The sequence below is a fragment of the Cupriavidus sp. IK-TO18 genome (genome assembly GCF_015549295.1).
GTDB lineage: Bacteria > Pseudomonadota > Gammaproteobacteria > Burkholderiales > Burkholderiaceae > Cupriavidus > Cupriavidus oxalaticus_A.
This window is the reverse complement of record NZ_JADGMP010000056.1, coordinates 24774-45094: the sequence shown is the minus strand read 5'-3', so window position 1 is coordinate 45094 and position 20321 is coordinate 24774. Positions and strand designations below refer to the sequence as shown.

Below are 20321 nucleotides of genomic sequence, written 5' to 3'. Positions count from 1 at the left end.
GGACCGGTTTCCACGGATGTATGTCAATGTCGGGGTTGCCGTGCCACCGCTACAGCCTCTGCAGCAGCACCCCAGCTGCTCGCTCGGATACCACGATCACGAGCTTCATCGTGGCCCGTGTGGCACCGACAAATAGCCTGCGGATTTCGCGCTCGCCCAACTCCTCGAAATCTACCTCGGCGAGCACTACGGCCGGGGCGGACTGACCCTTGAAACGGTGGACTGTTTCGGCCAGCACGTCGCCATCTAAGTAGACCGGACGGCCTTGGGCGTCGTAGTTTCCGCTGAACGTCCGCAGTAGGTGAGGGCCGAGTTGGTTGAAACCGAGCAGGTGCGAGCTCTCCCGGCCACGGAAGCTCAACAGCACCACGTCGCTTTTGCGGAATCCTGCTGCGTAGCACTGCTTGATCGCGGCTTTGGCGTGCTCGCGCAACTGCGCCGCATCCTGGTAGACGAAGAACTCGACCGCGGCGCCGGCCACCGGGGCGCTCGCTTCGATCTGCACGCCATCGGGCACGATCGCCTGCAGCAGCCGCACCACGGGTCGGGGGCTCCGAAAGTTGTTGGTGGCTCGCAGGCGTACCCAGCCGGGGAGCGCGATGGGCGGGTGGCCATAGAGATTCTGCAATGGATCCTCGAGCCAGAGTACGCGTGCATCGGCGGCGGCGTGCCGTAGGACGAGGTCGCGCCAGTCCGACGCGAAATCCTGCCCTTCGTCGACAATGATTGTGTCGAAGACAAATGCAGGCGGCACGGCCAGCGCCGCGGCGTCGGCCACCAATTTTCCGAAGGGGTCTGGCTTTGTGAAATTCGGCACCGCGCCAGCGTGCCGGAGCATCTGGTCGCATAGCATGTGGAACGTGCAGATGTTGCCCCCCTCGGGAGCGATGGCCGCGAAATGGTCGGCAAGAGGGCGGTTGAAGCAAACATAGAGCGGCCGCCGGCCTTGCTCGATAGTCGACCGGAATTCGGCCAGCGCCAGTTGGGTTTTGCCCGACCCAGCAGTGCCTGTTACGCGCAGGCGGAAAGGTTCGACACCGATCTGGCGGGCCCAGTGGGCCAGGCCGCCTGATACCCGTGTCACTGCGGCGCGCCCCTGCCCGATCAGCGCGCTGACATCGATTTCCAGCTGAATGATGTCGCGAAGGAAGCGGTCGACACGGGTGGCGAGCGGGTTCTCGTCGCCAGGCGGCAAGATCTGTCCAATGACTTCGCACAGCGCGTCGCGACGGCCGGCGTCGACAATCCGGTGCGGAGACAGTCCTGCCGTCACCGGCGAGCGCACGTGGTGGTCGGGACAGAACAGCAGATGCTCGATCACCAGCGGCTGCCCGCCGAGCGCCTTGGCCAGCTTGGTGCGCAAGCCATCGGCCGTCCTGCCCATCTGGGCGGGTACCGACTTTATCTTCCCAACGTAGTTCTTGGCCAGGCCATCCTCGGTCTCCAGCAGGAAGCCACACTTCTGCTCAATCAGCATCAAGTGTCCGGCACGATTCACGATGACGAAGTCGATTTCGCCGTAGATTGCGTGGGAACGCTCCACGTTCGTCCAGTGGACCGCGTGGTAGACGGTGTAGTCATCGGGCAGGCCCGCCGCCAGCGCCGCCAGTGTTTCGAATTCGCGCTGCAGCGCGCCATCGGCTTCCATGGTTTCCCAACCGTCGGGCACAACGCGCGCCATATCGGATATCTCTCGTCCACGTGGAGTCGGGAGCATACCTGAGAGCCGAACCCGCGGCCATGCTCGCCGTTCCGTAACGCGCCGTCACCCTACTTTCGCGGGGTTCAGTGCCGCTAGGCGGGACACCGATTTGCAATGCCGAACGGGATATGCCCCATTGGGATATTGTCGGTCTCCGAGCGCAGGTGACCAATCTGCTCGTCGAAGTAGATGTAGGGCTGCAGCACATCAAGGATCCGGGCCTTCTCCCTCCGAGCAGGAACGCCTGGTCGGGCGTGACACCCCAGTTCTTCAGCGTGGTCACCATCCGTTCGTGTGCTAGCGCATTTCGCGCCGTGACGGTCGCCATGCGCGAGATCTTTCGGTAGCTCGGGTTTCCGTGCTCTGCGTCAGGCGCGCCACTGACATGCCGGGACGCAGTGTCGACTCGATCAGCGCACGTTTTACCCTTCTCGTCGTACGGTCGCCGGCCTTCGCGGCTACGCGAAACGACCTGCAACTCTGAGTCACGCTCTGGCATAGGTGTCCACCTCCAATTGGTGGACAGTAAGCGGCCAGCGAACCCGTCTTGACGTTGATGATTGCAGCGGCTAGGTGGCGCTTGTTGCCGGCTTCCAGCGATGTGGTAGCAATTCGGCGATGTTGCTGGCGCGGTGGGTTGGCAGTCGTGTGATCACGTCTTTCAGGTAGGCGTATGGATCGTGACCATTGAGCTGCGCTGACCGAATCAAACTCATGATTGCCGCCGCACGCTGTCCGGCACGCAAGGAGCCGGCGAACAACCAGTTGGCCCTGCCAACGGCCCAGGGGCGGATCTGATTCTCGACCCAGTTGTTGTCCACGGGCACGTCCCCGTCTTCAAGATAGCGCGTTAGTGCTTCCCATCGTTTAAGGCTGTAGTCGAGCGCCTTCGCAATCGCGGAGCCTTCCGGAACGAGCTTGCGCTGGCCGGTCATCCATGTGTGCAGCGCCTCGGCCACCGGTTTGGCGCGCAACTGACGAAGCGCGCGTCGTTTGTCGGGCGTCAGATCAACTGCCTCTCGCTCGACGTCGTAAAGCGCGGCGAAGAACTTCAAGGCCTGCTCGGCGATCTGGCTTTTGTTGCTGGCATGGAGGTCGAAGAACTTTCGACGCGCGTGCGCTGCACATCCGATTTCGGTGATGCCTTGCTGGAATCCGGCCTTGTACCCGCCGTAGTCATCGCACACAAGCTTGCCCTGCCAGTCACCCAGGAAGGTGCGAGCATGCTCGCCGGCGCGGCTATCGGCGAAGTCATAGACGACGGCCCGCAAGTCTGCGAATTGCGTCGCGGTATACGCCCACAGGTAGGCGCGATGTGTCTTCCCCTTCCCGGGACTAAGCATCTGCACCGGCGTCTCATCGGCATGCAGCACGCCCTGCTGCAAGATTTCCTGATGCAGAGCGTCGACCAGCGGCTGCAACTGCACGCCGCATACGCCTACCCAGGCTCCGAGCGTCGACCGCGGGATAGCCAGACCGGCGCGCGCAAAGATACGCTCCTGCCGGTACAGTGGCAGGTGGTCTCCATATTTGGAGACCAGCGTATGGGCCAGCAGGCCGGCGGTAGGAATGCCCTTGTCGATGACGTGCGGCGGCACCGGTGCCTGGATAAGCGTCTCGCACGTCTTGCAGGCCCACTTTCCGCGGATATGCCGTTCGACCGTGAACACACCTGGCGTATAGTCCAGCTTCTCGCTGACGTCCTCGCCGACACGAACTCGCTGACAGCCGCATTGGCACGTCACATCATCTGGCTCATGATGAATGTCGGTGCGCGGCAACTGCGGCGGCAACGGCGCCCGTTTCGGCTGCTGGCGTTGCTTTTGCTCAGGTGTATTTGATTGGAGCTGTTCGAGCTCCGTTTCGATCGCGGCCAGATCCGCGTCAATGGTCTCATCAAGCAGGCTCGCCTGCTCGGCATTGAGTTGCTCACTGCGCTTACCGAATTTCAAGCGCTTGAGTATCGAGATCTCATGCGTGAGCTGGTCGATACGCGTCTGGCGGTAACGCAACTCACGATCTTTCTCACCAACCTGAGCGATCAACTCGGCAGCCAGTGTCCGAAGCTGCTCCGGGCTGAGGTCGTTGAGGTCTGTTGGCGAGTCCATACGGCCAGTTTGCCAGAACCAAAGCCGCCACGGAATCGAAACTGTTTACGTCCTCGCGCGCTCCATTACACCACGCAGATCGCGTGATCGCGGGTCAATGTCTGCCACGGCAGGCCCGTGACAAGCGCCCGAAGTTGTTCAGGATTCAGCGCTACTGCGATCGCCGTCTGACCATTCGTCCATACGAATCGACCCTTGTTCAGGCGACGCGCGGCCAACCAGATTCCGAAACCGTCGTACACCAGCACCTTCATCCGCGTTGAGTTCTTGTTTGCAAACAGGTAGGCATGGTGAGGACGCGCTGCTCCGAACACTTTCACTACGCGGGCCAGGATCGTATCGGTGCCTGCGCGCATATCCAGTGGTTCCGTCGCCAGCCAAATTGCGTCGATCCGGATCACCGAAGCCACCCTTGCAGCCACAGTGCACAATCGCTCGCGGCCGATAGCGGCCAGCGGACGGTAACCGTCGCCGCACCTCGGCGCACTTCGATCTGGATCTCCGCAGGACCGGGCGCGACGCCCGCTGTCTCCAATTGCAACGGCACAAACTCCACTGGCGGCGTCCCCATCTGCTTCCGGGCTTCCTCTGCCGCATCCAACTCCTCCTGCGTAGCGACCCAGCTCCGCACCATGTTCGCATTCAGGCGGTAGTGCAGCGCCACCGCCGCAATCGACACGTTTGGCTGCATCGCCGCACGCACCACTTGCGCCTTGAATTCCTTGCTATGTCGTCGACGTCGCGCCGGCTGCACTACATCCTGTACTACCTCGGCCTCTTCCATCGTGTACATGTGTCCATGCCAAAATTAGATGGACACGATCCTCGCCCTCAATATTCCCCCGATCAAGGCGTGTTCGCTGGGCGCTTACGGTAGGGCGTCAATGAAGGACTGCTTACGGTCGCAAACCGACCTCGCCGACTTTCATCGTCGCTCAACCTACCGAACAAGGTGCAATATGAAGCCTACTCCTTGCCTCATGGTAACGATCAACGTACGGCCAAACCGACCGGAAATCAAGCCCACGACTCGGCCGTCACACAAAGTGCGGGAGACCCCTACTCTTACCACACTTCACGGGCAACCGATGAACTGATGGCTGAACAGGCGCGCCACCGCCGGGCCCAAGGGGACTGGCCTGACTCCTGCACTGGTTTTCTGCAAATCGCTCTGACGAAGTGAAAAGGAGAACGAGTCAGCGAAGTCGAATTGGCAAAGATCGCTATCTTCAATCGCGCGTCTGGGCACGTGCCATGCTAAATACCGCAAAAGGCAATTTACATCCGACGAACTAGACAGGTTGGTGAATGTCTACTCGGACCGATCGCACAGAAGCCCCGCTCCACCTGGAGCCACTGCGCAAGCCTTCGCGGCGTGCAAGTGCGATCATGTCCGTTGATACTATGCCCGCTCTAACGCTGGTTCAATGGGAGACGGTCTGAGGCAGCATACCGTCTGGTCCAAGGGTACCGTTTCAAGGAGTTGCCAGCGTTTCCCGCAAAGCCTCATTCGCTGTGCGTGGTTACCTTCGATACCCGAGGACGGGGTCCCGGTGTAGTTTTTTCGGTGCTCGGCGGCACAAGCAGTTGCTTATAGATCTTGGCAAAACCCTCGATGTCTTCGACGAGTGCTTGCCGCGCTGCCTCACCATCACGCCGGGCCAGCGCTGCACAAATCCGATCGTGCTGTCCAGCACCGAAATCGTGGTCTCGCATGGTTGGGTTGGCAGCCATTGCATTCTCGATGGTCGCCAAATAGGGGCCACTCTGTTGCCAGAGGTTTTCGATGATCTGCAACAGAGTCTCAGAGTGTGCAGCCCGATAGATACTGAAATGGAATTCCTGGTTGGCCTGCATGATCGCCACATGATCATGCTGCTGGGCGGCTTTCTCCAAGCGCTCGTTTGCCGCCTGGACTTCGCTTAGAGCAGCGTCGTCGAGCCGAATAGCCGCCAGATATGCCGCATACCCCTCTGCAGCGACCCGAGCTTCGATTAACGCCTCGTACTGCCTAATCGTCATAAACGGTACTCGAACCTGCCGGTTCGGCAAGGTCTCCAGTACGCCCTCGTTTACCAGCCTTCCCACGACATCACGCACGGGCATCATGCTTACGCCCAGCATGGCGGCGAGCCCACGCAGGCTCAATGGCTGCCCCATCTCGAACTGTCCTTGCCTCAGGGCTTGGCTCAGTTGCGCATAAACCTTGTCATAAAGGGTCTCTCTCTCGATCGGAGCCAGCCCCCCTCCAGGTGGTGTCGCGGATACGGTACTCAGACGAGCGGGTTGAAGTTCCGCTTCTTCTGGCTGGTGTTTAATGGCTTTCATATTGCGCTGTTATGGCTGAATCTTCGGTAATATTATATGAGATATGTTATCACACCGCGGCGCTTGGCCGATTCGCCAGCTAGCTCCCGCCGTTCCAGCTCGGAAAAAAACCTCCAGGCCGGACTATCGCCAACCGGCGCAGGAGGCTAACACCCATTACATCAGAGCAGTTGCGAGGCCTCCTAAATCACGTTTCGGAATTTTCGATTTCCTGGAGGGAAGACTCCAGCACAGAAAGGAACACGTCGGCGTGCTCCCGCCGGAACACCAGCTGCGGACGTAGCTTTAGTACATTGCCGCCCGGCCCAGTCGCACTGATGAGGATCCGCTTTTTCCTCATCAAATTGACCAGCTGCTCTGCACCCGCCGTAAGTGGCGTCTTGCTCTCCCGGTCGCGGACCAGATCGACGCCGATAAAAAAACCAGCGCCGCGGATATCTCCAATTAGCGCTGAGCGCTGCGCCATGTCATCAAGTCCGGTGCGCAGGTAGCGGCCGACCTCCGTCACGTTTTCAAGCAGGCCCTCGTCACGGATCACGTCGAGTACAGCCAGGCCGACGGCGCTGGCCACCGGGTTACCCCCGAAAGTGTTGAAATAGCGGCTGCTGTCGGCAAAGGCATTAATCAGCGCTGGCTTGGCCACGACGCCGGCGACAGGGTAGCCATTGCCCATAGGCTTGCCAAGGGAAACGATATCAGGCACTAGCTGGTGCCTCTCGAATCCCCACATGTGGGTGCCGGTGCGGCCGAAGCCTGCCTGCACTTCGTCGGCGATGAACACACCACCGGCGTCGCGGATCGCTTGTACCGCTTCCTGCAGGAAGCCCGGCGGATCCGAGAAAACACCATCGCTGCTGAAGATAGTGTCGACGATCAACGCGGCCGGTTTGACACCGTGACGCTTCATGTCGGCGATCGCCTCTCGCACGCCTTCCGCGAAGCGGCGGCCGACGTCGGGACCACCTCGGTACCCATCCGGCGCCGGCACGGCCCGGACATGCTGGCCAAGGGGTACACCATCGCCGAATGAGGGCGAGATTTCGGCAACGGCCGAGGTGACGCCGTGGTAGGCAAGACGCGTGACGATGATGCCGGTCCCGCCGGTTGCCGCACGTGCGATGCGCATGGCCAAGTCGTTGGCTTCACTGCCCGTGCACGTTAGCATGGCATTGGACAGCGCGGCGGGGAAGTGAGCGAGCAGCCGCTCCACGTACTCGAGCACGGTGTCCTCAATGTAGCGCGTGTGCGTATTGAGGGTCCCGGCCTGCCGCGCAAGCGCGGCGACAACACGGGGATGGCAATGGCCGAGCGATGCGACGTTGTTGTAGACATCGAGGTAGTTGTTGCCCTCGGTGTCCTGGATCCACACACCTTCCGCCCGAGCTACGTGGACGGGACGGTCATAGAAGAGCCGGTAGGCCGGCCCCAGCGTTTGCGCACGGCGCTGAATGAGAGTCGAAGCTGCAGGTTCCATGGGAAGTCTAGTTGGCTTGAGGGGTCGGGAGCAGGCAGGCGCTGCGGAAGAATTCCTGCCCCTCCTGGAACGTGATGCCAGAAAGCTGGCGCAGGCCATCCCATGCGCGGCCGTTGTTGCGCAGGATGTAGGTGCTGTTCTCCGGGTGAAGCGCCGCGCGCCATCCAGTGATGGCGACTGTCATGACAAGCCGAGCAGTGATCAGAGGGAACAGCAAGTCCACCTCGTTTGGTTCGAGCGGCGTAACAGCGTGATACGCGGCGACATACTCTGCGGCCCACGCCAATGGATGAGCGCCACCGGCGGGCACGAAGTAGGAAGCGGCAATCGCCACGTCGTTAAGCAGAGGCGCCTTGACCACGTCGCCAAAATCCAGAATGCCGGTCACAGACCCACTGTGTGGGTCCACAAGGATGTTGTACGGATTGAGGTCGTTGTGAATGAGCTGCTGGCGCAGCGACTGCACTCCGCGCGCGGCGTGCCGGTCATAGTCGTCGAGAAACATCTCGGCCAGACGACGGTCCTGTGCGCTCGCGATATGCCCAAGCAGTGGACGCATCTTGCCCATCTGCTTAAGGTCCCACAACAGCTCGTGGTCTGCCGCGGGATGATCGAGCCCACGCAAGGCGCGGTCGAGCCTCGCGTGTATAGTGCCAATCGATTCGCGATGGCGGGCATCTGGAGCCTGCGTATGCAGCGGCGTGCCTTCCAGATAGGTGAACAGGCGAACCACCGCGGTGTTGTGGCTGTCGATCTTCTGCAAGCTGGAGTCACCGGCCGTCTGGCTTGGCACCAACGCTTGCACGGGCAAGTTCGGATCGACCTGCGCGATATGCCTGAACACCATGGTCTGCATTTCCGTCACCGCGCGCGGCTCAGACGGATGCGTCACCTTCAGCACATAGCGACGGCCATCACGGGCGGTAATGCGAAAATTCTGGTCGCGTTCCCCGGTCAGTCGCGCGAGCCCATCGGGCTGGATGCCATAGAGTTCGCGAACGAGCGAATCCACGGACTCCAGTGGCACAGGCGATATCGCCTGGGTGAAGATGTCGCCGACGGCGTTGTCGTTCGTCATGGATACAGTCATGACCGCTGGTCCTTGCGTGTGCCAGAGCTGGCCGTTTCATCGACTTCGACGCCATAGACGGCAAGCGCACGCTCCGGTGTAATCCATCCTTCGCGCACATCGCTCACCACTGCATCGAGCGCTCGCGCCGTGGGGGCGCCGTAGCCTCCGCCACCGGCGCAAATCGACCGTACGAATTCATGCGGGCGCAGTTCAACGTTCCCGGCGGTGGGGATCGCCACCTCGCTGCCGTCGGCCAGCAACTTAACCTGGTGGCTGCCACCACCGGGCATACCGCCGCGGGCACCCTCCGGCAGGTTGATGGCGCCGTCGCACACATAAGCCACTGTCATGCTGCCCGAGAGCGGGCCGAATTCCAGGCGCAAGCTCGAGGCGCCGCGGAACTGCCCGGCGCCCTCGGTATCGGCGAGGAAACGGCGTTCGCGGACAAAGATGGGCATGCGCAACTCGTCCAGCTCAATGCTATCCAACAGGCATTGACCGCCATTGCCAGCGTGCAGCATAAGCTGCCACGCGTCCGCGCGCGGGCCCGCGCCACCGCCAGTGAAGCCAAGGAAGACTTGGTTCACGTAGTGTTCGCCTGTCTCGCCGCGCACACCCGAGATCACGCCCACCGACGGCGGCTGGAATGGGCCGCACTCGGCAGCGCCAATATGCTCCGAGATGTCGGCCATTGCCCGCTGCACCGGGCTGGTGACACGGTCTGCCAAATTTGTAGTGGCAACCGAGCATGAAGTGGGATGGCGCGGAATACCAACCACGCAGCCTTCGCGCAGCTTAACCGAGATGCGTCGGAAGGCACCGGCATTCTTGGGTACTGTAGCGTCGATGCTATTAAATACGCCGATCATTGCCGCAGTGCGCGCGCATGATTCCGAGAGGTTCAGCCCACAGGGATAGCAATCGTCGTTGTCGGTTAGGTCGACGCTAATGAGCGCGGCTGCCGGGTCGATGTCGACTGTGACCTTGACAGTGATTCCGTCGACCGGTGTGCCCGGAATCGGGTCATGGGTCGAAGTGCGTACCGATCGGCCGGCCGGCAGTGCCCGCAGCGCGGCAATCATGCGCTCTTCGCTGTAGTCTAGAAACTGCTGCGTGTTTTCTTCCAACTCGTCCCAGCCAATCTCAGCGGCCAGTGCGAGCAGTTCCTTTTCGCCGATTCGCGCCGCGCCGAGCATGGCGAGAAAGTCGCCGCGCCACTGCTCCGGAACGCGAATTCGCATTTCACACATGCGCACCAGATCGGTGTTGAGTTGGTAGTCGCTCTGCACCCGTACACAAGGGAAGATCAGTGCGCCTTCTTCATACACGTCGCGCGCGGTGCCCATGTAGGTGGTCGGCTGCGAATTGCCACAGTCGGCCTGGTGAGCCTTGGTAACGACCGTGAAGCGATGCTTGCCTTGGGTATCAAAGACAGGTACCAGGAGCGTGTGGTCCGCGGGGTGCGAGCAGCCGTGGTAGGGGGAGTTATGCAGGAATGCATCCCCGGGACGCATGTCCGGATGGAACTGCTTCATCGAGGCCGCCATCAGGTCCGGGCCGGAAAGCACGTGGATCGGCAGGCTTTCTGCGGCGGCGACTAGTTCATCGTTGGCCGAAACGATGCAACAAGAAAAGTCGCGCGCGATGTTAAGCACACCCGAGCGCCCGGTGCGCGCAAGGGTGTTTGCCATCTTGCGGGAAATACCCTGCATGCGGTTGTTGATCAGCGCCAGCTTGACGCCATCGCGCTTAGACCGGCTCGCAGCTGTGCGCGGATTGGTTGCGTTGTAATCGTTGCTCATCTCAATTTCCCACGGTGATGGACAGGCTGCCCGCCGCCGTACGGGTGGCTTCGCTCTGCGGTGGCAGGACGACGGTCGTGAAGGCCGACTCGACGATGGCGGGGCCGCTGACCTGGCTGCCCGGCGCAATGGCATCAAAGCGATAGACAGCGGCGTCGACATAGCCGGTCTCCGCAAAGTACGCACGGCGGCGGCTCGGAGCCGACCCGGAGGTTTGCGACATACCGCCGCCCAATTGCGGATCGCTCTCGCCGCGGATACGCCCCGATACCGTCGCGCACCAGCTTACGATTTCCACCGGCGCCTGTTCGTCGCGAATGCTGAACAGTTCCTCGTGGGCCTGGTGGAACGCGCGTTCGATCGCGGCGATGTCATCCGCACCTGCGAAGTGCTGCACCTCCAGCGGGACCTCGATTTCCCACACTTGATCGGGATAGCGTGCTTCGATCAATAGTTCGATAGTGCCGTCAATGCCGGCGTGTTGCAGAAACTGATGGCACTCAGCGATTAGGCCTTTCAGCACCGCGTTAGCCGCGTCCCTGTCGAAGCGGTCCGTGCGTGCAAAATGCGTACGACGGTACTGTGCAGTCAGGTCCGACATCAGCGCACCGCACGCGGACAGTGCAGCACCGAGTTCGGGAATCAGCAGGCGCTTGACGCCAAGACGCCGGGCAATCCACGCTGAGTTAAGGCCCGCAGCGCCGCCACCGCCAATCAGCACAGCCTCGGTAGGATCCACACCTTGGTTGACGGTGATGTCCTCGATAGCCTGAACCATGTTTTCGGTCGCGATTTGCAGGATGGCCGTAGCGGCTTCCTCCACCGATCGGCCGAGCGGCTTCGCCACGGTTTCCTCGATAGCGGCGATTGACGCCGCGATGTCAAGTTTGCGGCGCCCGCCAAGGAAGAAGTCAGGATCCAGATAGCCGAGCGCGACGCAGGCATCGGTCACCGTAGCGCCCTTTCCGCCGTTTCCATAGGCTGCAGGGCCGGGTTCCGCACCTGCGCTCAAGGGACCTACGTGCAGCATGCCGCCACCGTCGACCCAGGCGATAGAGCCTCCGCCGGCACCGACGCTCTTGATGTCGATGGATGGGAAGCCAGTAATATGCGAGCCGCTGGGCGAATCGATACTCGTCTCGCGCGAGACAGGAATGCGCCCGCGGCGCACCAGGCTCACGTCATAAGTGGTGCCGCCGGTATCGGCCACGATGGCAAAATCGCTTGATTCGTCCACGAGGGCGAAGTGACGGCCGGAAACGGGTGCCATTGCCGGTCCGGAATTCAGCATCTGGATGGGCATCTGCGCGGCGTCGCCGATATCGAGAAGGCCTCCGCGCGAAGTCACCACCAGCAAACGACCTTTCAAGCCGGCATCGCGCAGGTAGCCCCGCAGCCCTTCGAGGTGCTGCGTCATCGCCGGTCGCAGAGAGGCGTCGATGGCGGCAGCCGAAGCGCGGCGGTATTCACGAATGGTGGGCGAAACCTCGCTCGACAGCGAGACGGGAACGCCGGGCAGGCATTCGGCCAGCAAGTCTCTGAGGCGTCGCTCATGCACCGGGTTGACATTGGACCAGAGTAGGCAGACCGCGACCGCCTGGACATCCGCCTGTTTCAGCTCTTCAGCGATCTCACGCACGCGCGATTCATCGAGGGCGTGCATCACCGAGCCGTCGGCCAAGACGCGCTCTGGAACTTCCCACGTTAAGGAGCGGGGAATATAGGGAGGCGGTGTCGGGATGGAATAGTCAAACACATCCGAACGGCCGCCCTCCCGCAGCACTAGGATGTCCGGGTGGCCTTCGGTGGTCAGAAAGGCCGTCCGTGCGGTACGACCGGTGACTACAGCGTTCAGCGCGTGCGTGGTGCCGTAGATGAACATGCTGGTCTTCCCCAGCAATTCCGCGACTGTCAGGCCCATGTCTTGACCGGCCAACTCCAGTGCAGCGCGCACTCCTTCCAGGGGGCGGCCGACCGTCGTCGACGCCTTAGCCATCCTCAACAGGCCATCGTCATCTTCGACGATCAGATCTGTAAACGTGCCTCCGGTATCTACCGCGATTCGCATGATGTATCCACCTCTAGTTCCTCCAACAAAGCCGCTTCCGGCACCCTCACACAGTCAAATACTCGTTGCGCTGTGATAACATATAGCATATGATAGCTAACAAATAACGGTCACGCAACAAGAAAGAGTGCTGCAAAAATTGAACTGCCGCTGCTCTTGAAGCGCGAACTGCCGGTGCCGCGAACCCATCTATCTGACACTTCCGTGACTGGAGTGCCGGACGGACGGCGCGATGGCCATGAACCATAGAACCCGCGACTGCTGCGGATGGTTCTCTGGATTCCGAATTACCTTTTTTTCACAAGGAGTTGTTCATGAAACTAAGCGGAAAGGTTGCTCTGGTGATCGGCGGTTCTCAAGGCATCGGTGAGGCGGTGGCCCGCCAGATGTCCGCCGAAGGTGCGGAAGTCGCGGTGGTGGCCTCGGGAAGCCAAGCAAAGGCAGACGCGGTAGCCGCCCAGCTGGAGAGCACGGGCGCGAAGGCACGCGGCTATGTGGCCGATGTCCGCAATGCGCAGGAAGTTGAGGCTATGGTGAAGTCCGTGGCCGCTGACTTTGGCCGTATTGACATCTTGGTGAACTGCGCAGGTGTTTTCTTCCCGACCCCGATCGGCAACACGGCCCCAGATGATTTCAGCCGTATGGTCGACATCAACCTGAAAGGCACGTGGAACTCGATTGGCGCCGTCGCGCCGATCATGAAGGAACAGCGCTACGGCAAGATCGTGAACATCGCATCGGTCTGCGGTGTGATGGGCTTCGGCTCGTTCGCTGCCTATTGCGCCACCAAGGCTGCCATCATTATGTTGACCAAGACCCTGGTGTTCGAACTGGCCTCGCACGGCATCAACGTCAACGCCATCGGCCCCGGCAATACCGCGACACCGATCAACGAGTACATCCGCACCGACCCCGCCTACAAGGACGTGCTCGCTGAAATCGTGGCTAGCACGCCGAGCGGAAAGGCGTACTCCGACGCAGAAGACATCGCTCAGATCGCCGTTTTCCTGGCGTCGGACGCAGCACGCGCGATGCACGGCAGCTTTGTGCTTGCAGATGAAGGCTATTCGGCCGGCGCCGACTTTTCCACCAAGGACTAATCCGTAGTTCTCGACTCGCCTAGCGGATCAGCGGGTGACGCTTGCGCAGGACGTGCGGCCGCATCGAGGCTATCGTAAGGACAGCTGACCTCCATGTGGCAATTGATCCCTCCAGGTTCTGTCAGCGACGCACGATCAATAAGGCAGGGCACCCAGATCGGGAAGATCGTATTCCCGCACACAAAGCAGGATTCCCCGATGGGGCCCTCTGGCCCCATCGGGCTGCTCCTTTCTTTTTCCTGAAACATGCATATCGAAGACAACCCACTGGTCCGCAACGCCTGCCTCATCAACGGCAAGTGGCTGAAGGCGGAACCCCATGCTTGGCTACCGGTACTCAATCCTGCCACCGGCGAAACCTTGGCCAACGTGCCAATGCTTAGCCACGCGGAAGCTGAAGCCGCCATCGACGCGGCTAGCAAAGCGTTGCCCGCGTGGGCTAGTACCCCAGCCAAGAAACGTGCCGAGGTCTTGATGGCATGGGCCAGGCTGATTCGTGAGCGGACAGAAGATCTGGCCCGCATTCTTACCGCCGAGCAAGGCAAGCCGATCCACGAGGCGCGTTCTGAGATCGCCTACGCCAACAGTTTCGTCGAATGGTTTGCCGAAGAAGCGAAGCGAATTGACGGCGACCTGCTGCAAAGCCCAACCGAAGGGCAGAAACTGCTTGTGCTCAAGCAACCGGTCGGTGTCACCGCAGCCATTACGCCGTGGAACTTCCCAGCCGCGATGGTAACGCGGAAGGTGGCGCCGGCCTTGGCTGCAGGCTGCACCATGATCGTGAAGCCTGCGGGAGAAACGCCACTGACCGCACTAGCGCTGGCGGCGCTGGCTGAGTACGCCGGCATGCCGGCCGGCGTGCTGCAGGTCATCACCGGAAAGGCCAGCGAAATCGGCAGGGCGTTCTGTGAGAGCGAGACGGTGGGCAAGATCAGCTTTACCGGATCGACCGAGATCGGTCGCGTCCTCGCGGCGCAAAGCGCAGCGACCATCAAGAAACTTTCGCTCGAACTGGGGGGCAACGCTCCTGTGCTGGTATTCGACGATGCCGACGTTGACACTGCCGTTCAGGGAATCATGGCCGCGAAATTTCGCAACGCTGGGCAGACCTGCGTGTGCGCCAATCGAATCTACGTGCAGAGTGCCATTTATGACCAAGTCGCAACGCGCTTGGCAGCCGAGATCCGCGCGCTGCGTGTCGGCGACGGTATGGCACATGGGACCAATATCGGGCCGCTGATTAACCACGCGGCGGTCGCCAGAGTGCGTGAGCATATCGCCGACGCGGTCGCTCGCGGAGGATCCATCCTTGCCGGCGGAAAGTTGCATGCCCTCGGCGGCACCTTCTTCGAACCCACTTTAGTGGGCGGTGTAACCGACGACGCGCTGATCGCAAATGAAGAAACCTTCGGCCCCGTCGCGCCACTGATCAAATTCGAGAGCGAAGAGGATGCCCTGCGCATGGCCAACAACAGCATCTTTGGCCTAGCGTCCTATTTCTTCACCCGCGATCACGCTCGCATCTGGCGTGTTATGGAACGCCTGGAAGCCGGGATGGTTGGCGTCAACACTGGGCTGATTTCGAATGAGGTTGGGCCCTTCGGTGGCATCAAACAATCCGGACTGGGGCGGGAAGGTTCGCGCTACGGCATCGAGGAGTATCTGGAGTTGAAGTACGCCTGCATTGCCGTTTGAATCCATAGACCGGCTCACAACGGAATGCCGACCAATCGGTGGGATTAGGACGTAACCGCCGACGGATAAAGCCGAAGGCTAAGGACGCAACATGAAAATGGGCATTACGACGGCCGGACTCAGTGGCACCGGGACGGCTGATGGAGAAGCTCGCGCCGAGGCACTTCTCGCGGAAGCAGTCAGCCTGGTGAGTCGTATCGGCGTGGACGCAGCAAGTACGCAGTTCTGCACAATACCGATGTACAACAGCGGCGAAATGTACGTCGCCGTCTATAGCAAGGAGTGCCGAATCCTAGCCTACGCTCGTGACGTATCGCTGGTGGGCCTCGATTGCACGGAGTTTGCGGATTTGGACGGAAAATTCTTCGTGCGGGAAATCACCAAACTGACAGAGGGCGGCGTAGTTAATGCACGGCTGAGCTGGCCGATCGGCGAGGTTCGCGTATCAGCACTGGTGGCCGGTGTTGAGAACGTCTACGTTGCAGTCATCCGGCGCACGGACCTAGGCGTCACCGGTTCCTAGCGCGCCAGTTCTAGAGCCCACCTCAAGCCACTGTCGTGACTTCTCCGGCCATGTGCCATCGCCCACCGTCTCGATCTGCCGGTCAAAATCTTGGCCGAGCCGCGAAGCTGCTGCTCTATTTGGGCAAAGTCAGCGTTAACGGCCACCTGGAAATGAGCGGCCGCCCGCTGCCGTCGTTGCAGCTGGCCAAGCCGGCTCTCCCGGCCGTTGACACCGGGGACTCCCTGCCACGGGGCACTCGCGACTATCTGAAAGAACTGGGCGCCGAGCGATTCTCCCGTTGGATAATCAGCCAGCAGCAGCTACTGCTGGCCGACACCACCATGCGCGACGCACAGCAAGCGTTTTCCGCCACAAGCATGCGTACTGTCGGGAACAGTCCCGCATTGTTTTGGTCGAGCAAATCGACGCCGCGCTCCCAAACTATGGCGCGCCGTCGTTGCCCTGCCAACAACCAGGAAATTCGCTGGAAACTGACACTCATGCGGGGCCCGATATGCCTCCGCAAATATAGTGCTCGTGTCTCCATAGACTGCTGCTGAGGGCGGTCTCCTTGTTGCCCGGTCGCCTCACGGTGATCGGGCTTTTTTTCATGCCTGTGCACATTAAAAGCGATGATCTCTACACAAAGTTGGTCATATCAGCGATGTGTCGTAAACACCACTATTCGCTTGAATACATTCCATACGTCTTCGACGGCGCCGTATCGCGGTGGACTCACCCGGTTTGCCTGCTATTCTGAACTAGGCAATTCCTTCCGGCCCCAGCGACCCTGCATCGCTAATCAGCACGGAGCAGTGTCATAACACGATAGACCGATCGGAAGCGCGACTGCGCCTCTATCGGCCCGCGACGCTTGGCAACTTGCAACCACTTTGCGTTTTTCCTAGGCGCCTGCAATCGCACGAACAACTGTTGTATCTCGCTGGCCCCGGGGAGGTGCAAGGGCTATGCGCTGCGCAAGCTGCGGGTTCGAAAATCCGGTAAGCGCTGAACGCTGCGACGAGTGTGGCGCCAAGCTGGTACGCGTCTGCCACCGCTGCGGACAATTAGCAAGTACCAAGGCCCTATTCTGCAGCCAATGTGGCGCCTCTTTGTGCGCAGTGTCGATTGTCACGGCGCGCGAATCTAGCGCCCCTGCTGGCTATACACCGTCGCATTTGGCTCAGCGCATCCGTGAAGCGCAAGCGGAAATAAATGCCCGCGGACCAGGCGCCCCCGAACGGAAGACGATCACTGCTCTGTTCGCCGACATAGCTGGGTCCACCGCGTTGATCCACAACCTTGACCCGGAGGATGCGCACCGACTCATCGCACCCGTCCTGGCATTAATGATAGAGGCTGTGCATCACTATGAGGGCTATGTGGCGAAGTCCATGGGTGATGGCATCCTGGCACTATTTGGTGCGCCAATTGCTAACGAAGACCATCCGAAGCAGGCATTGTTGGCAGCTCTTCGTATGCAGGAAGCCATGCGTCAGGAGGATGCATTGCGCCAAGTAAGCACCCTGCAAATCCGTGTAGGTATCCATTCCGGCGAGGTTTTGGTGCGCGCAATTGATACCGATGACCTTCACACCGACTACGACCCGGTGGGAAATTCAATTCACATCGCCTCGCGCATGGAGAACATCGCGGAGCCAGGATCAATTGTCGCAAGCGAAAGTACTTATAGTTTGACTGATGGCTACTTTGAGTTCAAGGCACTTGGCGCTATGCCAATCAAGGGGCTACCGGACCCGCTTCCTGTGTACGAAGTCCTTGGTCTCGGCACGATGCGCACTCGATTGCAGGTGTCAGCCAGCCGTGGGTTCACGCGCTTTGTCGGAAGGAACCGCGAACTTGAAACTTTTCGCGACGCAGTTGCACGGACGGAAGCGGGAAATGGCGAGATCATTTCTGTAATCGGCGAACCAGGAGTTGGCAAGTCGCGTCTTTGCCATGAATTCAAGATGCGGGTACCGTCTAATTTCCTTATCCTAGAAGCCTTCTCAGTTTCGTACGGCAAAGCCTTTTCCTATTTGCCGCTGATTGAGCTCCTGCGGAATTATTTTCAGATCACTCCGCTGGACACCGAAGCCCAACGACGCGAAAATCTCACCCGCCAGATTTCGGCGCTGGACCCCAGTCTGGAGGACTGCCTACCGTATATTTTCTCACTGCTTGGATCCAATCAACCGAGCTCAGCCCTGGTGCATATGGATGCCTCAATTCGCCGACAGCGGACATTCGATGCAATAAAGCGGCTCCTTGTCCGCGAGAGTCAAGTCCGGCCAGTGGCGTTGATCGTCGAAGATCTCCAGTGGCTCGATAGCGAGACGGAGTCGTTCCTCCACTTCCTTGCGGAGAATATAGCGGGCACCCGGATCATGTTGCTCGTCAACCATCGTACTGAGCACCGGCAAGAATGGGGCCGAACCTGCGATTACACGGAGCTTCAACTCGCCCCCCTTCACCATACTGAAGCCCGTGAGTTGCTACGAGTCCTGCTCGGCGACACCACCGGCCTCGCCCAACTAGAGCACTTCATCCTGACGCAAACGGAAGGAAATCCTTTCTTCATCGAGGAAGTGGTGATGACGCTTGTCGAGGAGCGGGTACTTTACGGCGACCCAGGCCATTTCCATCTTGCGGAATTTCCACGCACGCTGCACATCCCTGCCACAGTGCAAGGTGTACTTGCGGCCCGCATCGATCGCCTCCAGCTCGCCGAGAAGTCGTTGTTGCAAACTTTGTCCGTAATAGGAAAGGAACTTCCCTGGAGCCTTCTAACGCGCGTGATCAAGCGGCCGGAAGATGCGCTAAAAAGCTTTTTAGCGGCGCTCCAAGCCGGGGAGTTCATTTATGCACAGAAGACATTTCCAGAGATGGTTTACAGATTCAAGCACGCCTTGACTCAGGAAGTAGCCTATGGCTCCTTGCCCAGTGAACGGCGGCGCTCGCTTCACGAGCGCACTGCCCGCGCGATTGAAGACCTATACGGCGACCAGCTTGAAGAGCACTGCAGTGAACTGGCGCATCACTTCTGCTGTAGTGGCAATTCCAAAAAAGCGGTGGAATATCTCCAAAGTGCTGGTCGTCAGGCGGTACAACGCTCCGCCAATGCTGAAGCAGCCCGGCATCTAACCACGGCTCTGGATTTGCTATCCACTTTCCCTGATAGCTCTTACCGGATACGACAAGAACTTTCGGTGCAAATCTTGCTGGGTCCAGCGTTGATGGCAGCCAAAGGGCCTGCCGCCCCGGAAGTGAAGGCCACCTATTCGCGTGCCTTGACGCTATGTCGGCAAGTTGGGGATACAACTCAAGTCTTTCCCGCACTTGTGGGATTGCGTACATTTTTCATGATTCGCGGCGAGCTGCTCACCGCTCGGGAACTAGGGGCACAACTTCTTAAGCTCGCGCAGAAGACCGAGAATCCGGCGCTGCTAGTGCAGGCACATCGGGCATTCGGCGTCAGTCTGCTCGCTCTGGGTGAGCTACGTTGCGCAAGCACGCAGTTAGAGCAAGCCTTGAAGCTCTATTCGCATGGGCAATGCGAATCATCTGCGTGGTTCTTGGAACCTGGCGTCGTAGGTCTCGCCTTTGTAGCCTTGGATCAGTGGCTGCTAGGCAATCCAGCTGAAGCCATATCGCGCAGCCAGAAGATGCTTGCTTTAGCTCATAGCCTATCTCAGCCTCCCAATTTAGCCCACGCCCTAACGTTCGCCTCGGAGCTTCATCTTTTCCGCGGCGAAATTGAGGAACTCCGCAACCTCACTGATGCACTTGTTGTCCTTGCAACTGAGCAGGGCTTCCCATACTGGAGGGCTTTCGGAATGATCCTACAGGGTTGGTCTATAACACAGCAAGGATGCGCAGCAGAAGGCATAGACAAAATACAGCAGGGCTTGAGTGCCTATCGCGCGATCGGCGCTGGTCTTTGGCAGACCCATTTCCTGGCCCTCCTGGCCGAAGCTTACGGAGAAGTGGATGATCCAGAAGCAGGACTGCATTCTCTGGCAGAGGCGCACGCCGCAGTGGACCGCACCCACGAGCGTTTGTATGAGGCAGAGTTGTATAGGATCAAAGGAAAACTAATTCTGATGAGCGCGAAGTATGCCGCCGAGAGAGGCCTCAATGCGGTGGCCGCCGAAGAAGACTTCCAGCGGGCTCTTTCTATCGCACGCGATCAGGGCGCCCGATCGCTAGAATTGCGCGCGGCAATGGCATTAAGCCGCCTATGGAATGCGCAAGGAAAACGGGCTGACGCCCGCCAGTTGCTGGCGGAAATTTATGACTCGTTCAACGAAGGCTTCGATACTGCAGACTTAAAAGAGGCAAAAGCACTTCTGAAGGATCTCGACTATTGAAGTGCAAGGTTCGAGCTTCGAGCGCCGCAGATTCACCTCACTCAAGCGCTGATACCATGAAGATAGCCCCTATTATTCTGCCGAAATTATCTCTGCT

13 protein-coding genes and 2 pseudogenes are annotated in these 20321 nt (G+C 60.0%); 5 read left to right on the top strand and 10 right to left on the bottom strand.

Annotated elements, in window-relative coordinates:
• Positions 1-49: 49 nt before the first annotated feature.
• From IPF36_RS33205 to IPF36_RS33160, 10 genes and pseudogenes are all read right to left on the bottom strand, one after another.
• Positions 50-1681 carry an ATP-binding domain-containing protein gene (locus IPF36_RS33205; RefSeq protein ID WP_195432214.1) on the bottom strand — a complete coding sequence of 544 codons (1632 nt, stop codon included), beginning with the start codon at positions 1679-1681 and terminating at the stop codon, positions 50-52.
• A gap of 113 nt (positions 1682-1794) precedes the next feature.
• A pseudogene (locus tag IPF36_RS35200) lies at positions 1795-2030 on the bottom strand (5'-nucleotidase).
• Between the two features lie 241 nt (positions 2031-2271).
• Positions 2272-3810, bottom strand: coding sequence for an IS66 family transposase (locus IPF36_RS33195; protein ID WP_195432212.1), 1539 nt, complete (start codon positions 3808-3810; stop codon positions 2272-2274).
• A 65-nt stretch (positions 3811-3875) separates the two neighbouring features.
• The gene (gene tnpB / locus IPF36_RS33190) at positions 3876-4211 is read right to left on the bottom strand and encodes an IS66 family insertion sequence element accessory protein TnpB (protein ID WP_195432210.1); all 336 of its coding nucleotides are present in this window, start codon (positions 4209-4211) and stop codon (positions 3876-3878) included.
• Positions 4208-4603, bottom strand: a complete 396-nt coding sequence (locus IPF36_RS33185; RefSeq protein WP_195432208.1) for a transposase — start codon at positions 4601-4603, stop codon at positions 4208-4210. The genes tnpB and IPF36_RS33185 overlap by 4 nt, the downstream gene beginning before the upstream one ends.
• 713 nt (positions 4604-5316) lie before the next feature.
• Entirely contained in the window at positions 5317-6138 is an 822-nt protein-coding gene (locus IPF36_RS33180) for a GntR family transcriptional regulator (RefSeq protein ID WP_195432205.1), read from the bottom strand.
• A gap of 187 nt (positions 6139-6325) precedes the next feature.
• Entirely contained in the window at positions 6326-7612 is a 1287-nt protein-coding gene (locus tag IPF36_RS33175; protein ID WP_195432203.1) for an aspartate aminotransferase family protein, read from the bottom strand.
• A gap of 7 nt (positions 7613-7619) precedes the next feature.
• Positions 7620-8690 carry a phosphotransferase gene (locus IPF36_RS33170; protein ID WP_195432202.1) on the bottom strand — a complete coding sequence of 357 codons (1071 nt, stop codon included), beginning with the start codon at positions 8688-8690 and terminating at the stop codon, positions 7620-7622.
• Positions 8691-8698: 8 nt separating this feature from the next.
• Positions 8699-10486 carry a hydantoinase B/oxoprolinase family protein gene (locus IPF36_RS33165; RefSeq protein ID WP_195432200.1) on the bottom strand — a complete coding sequence of 596 codons (1788 nt, stop codon included), beginning with the start codon at positions 10484-10486 and terminating at the stop codon, positions 8699-8701.
• 1 nt (position 10487) lies between these two features.
• The gene (locus tag IPF36_RS33160) at positions 10488-12554 is read right to left on the bottom strand and encodes a hydantoinase/oxoprolinase family protein (RefSeq protein ID WP_195432199.1); all 2067 of its coding nucleotides are present in this window, start codon (positions 12552-12554) and stop codon (positions 10488-10490) included.
• A gap of 314 nt (positions 12555-12868) precedes the next feature.
• Between IPF36_RS33160 and IPF36_RS33155 the strand changes: the two genes are divergently transcribed.
• The 5 genes and pseudogenes from IPF36_RS33155 to IPF36_RS33140 all read left to right on the top strand — a co-directional run bounded on the left by IPF36_RS33155 (position 12869) and on the right by IPF36_RS33140 (position 20224).
• Positions 12869-13654 (top strand): SDR family NAD(P)-dependent oxidoreductase, encoded by a 786-nt coding sequence (locus tag IPF36_RS33155; RefSeq protein WP_195432198.1) that lies wholly within the window; start codon positions 12869-12871, stop codon positions 13652-13654.
• Positions 13655-13900: 246 nt separating this feature from the next.
• Positions 13901-15349, top strand: coding sequence for an NAD-dependent succinate-semialdehyde dehydrogenase (locus IPF36_RS33150; RefSeq protein ID WP_195432197.1), 1449 nt, complete (start codon positions 13901-13903; stop codon positions 15347-15349).
• 91 nt (positions 15350-15440) lie between these two features.
• A complete protein-coding gene (locus IPF36_RS33145) occupies positions 15441-15872 on the top strand; it encodes a hypothetical protein (protein WP_195432196.1) in 432 nt (143 codons plus the stop codon).
• A gap of 95 nt (positions 15873-15967) precedes the next feature.
• Positions 15968-16240, top strand: a pseudogene (locus IPF36_RS34945) (hypothetical protein); the annotation flags it as partial.
• A gap of 582 nt (positions 16241-16822) precedes the next feature.
• Positions 16823-20224 carry an adenylate/guanylate cyclase domain-containing protein gene (locus IPF36_RS33140; RefSeq protein ID WP_195432195.1) on the top strand — a complete coding sequence of 1134 codons (3402 nt, stop codon included), beginning with the start codon at positions 16823-16825 and terminating at the stop codon, positions 20222-20224.
• Positions 20225-20321 lie beyond the last annotated feature (97 nt).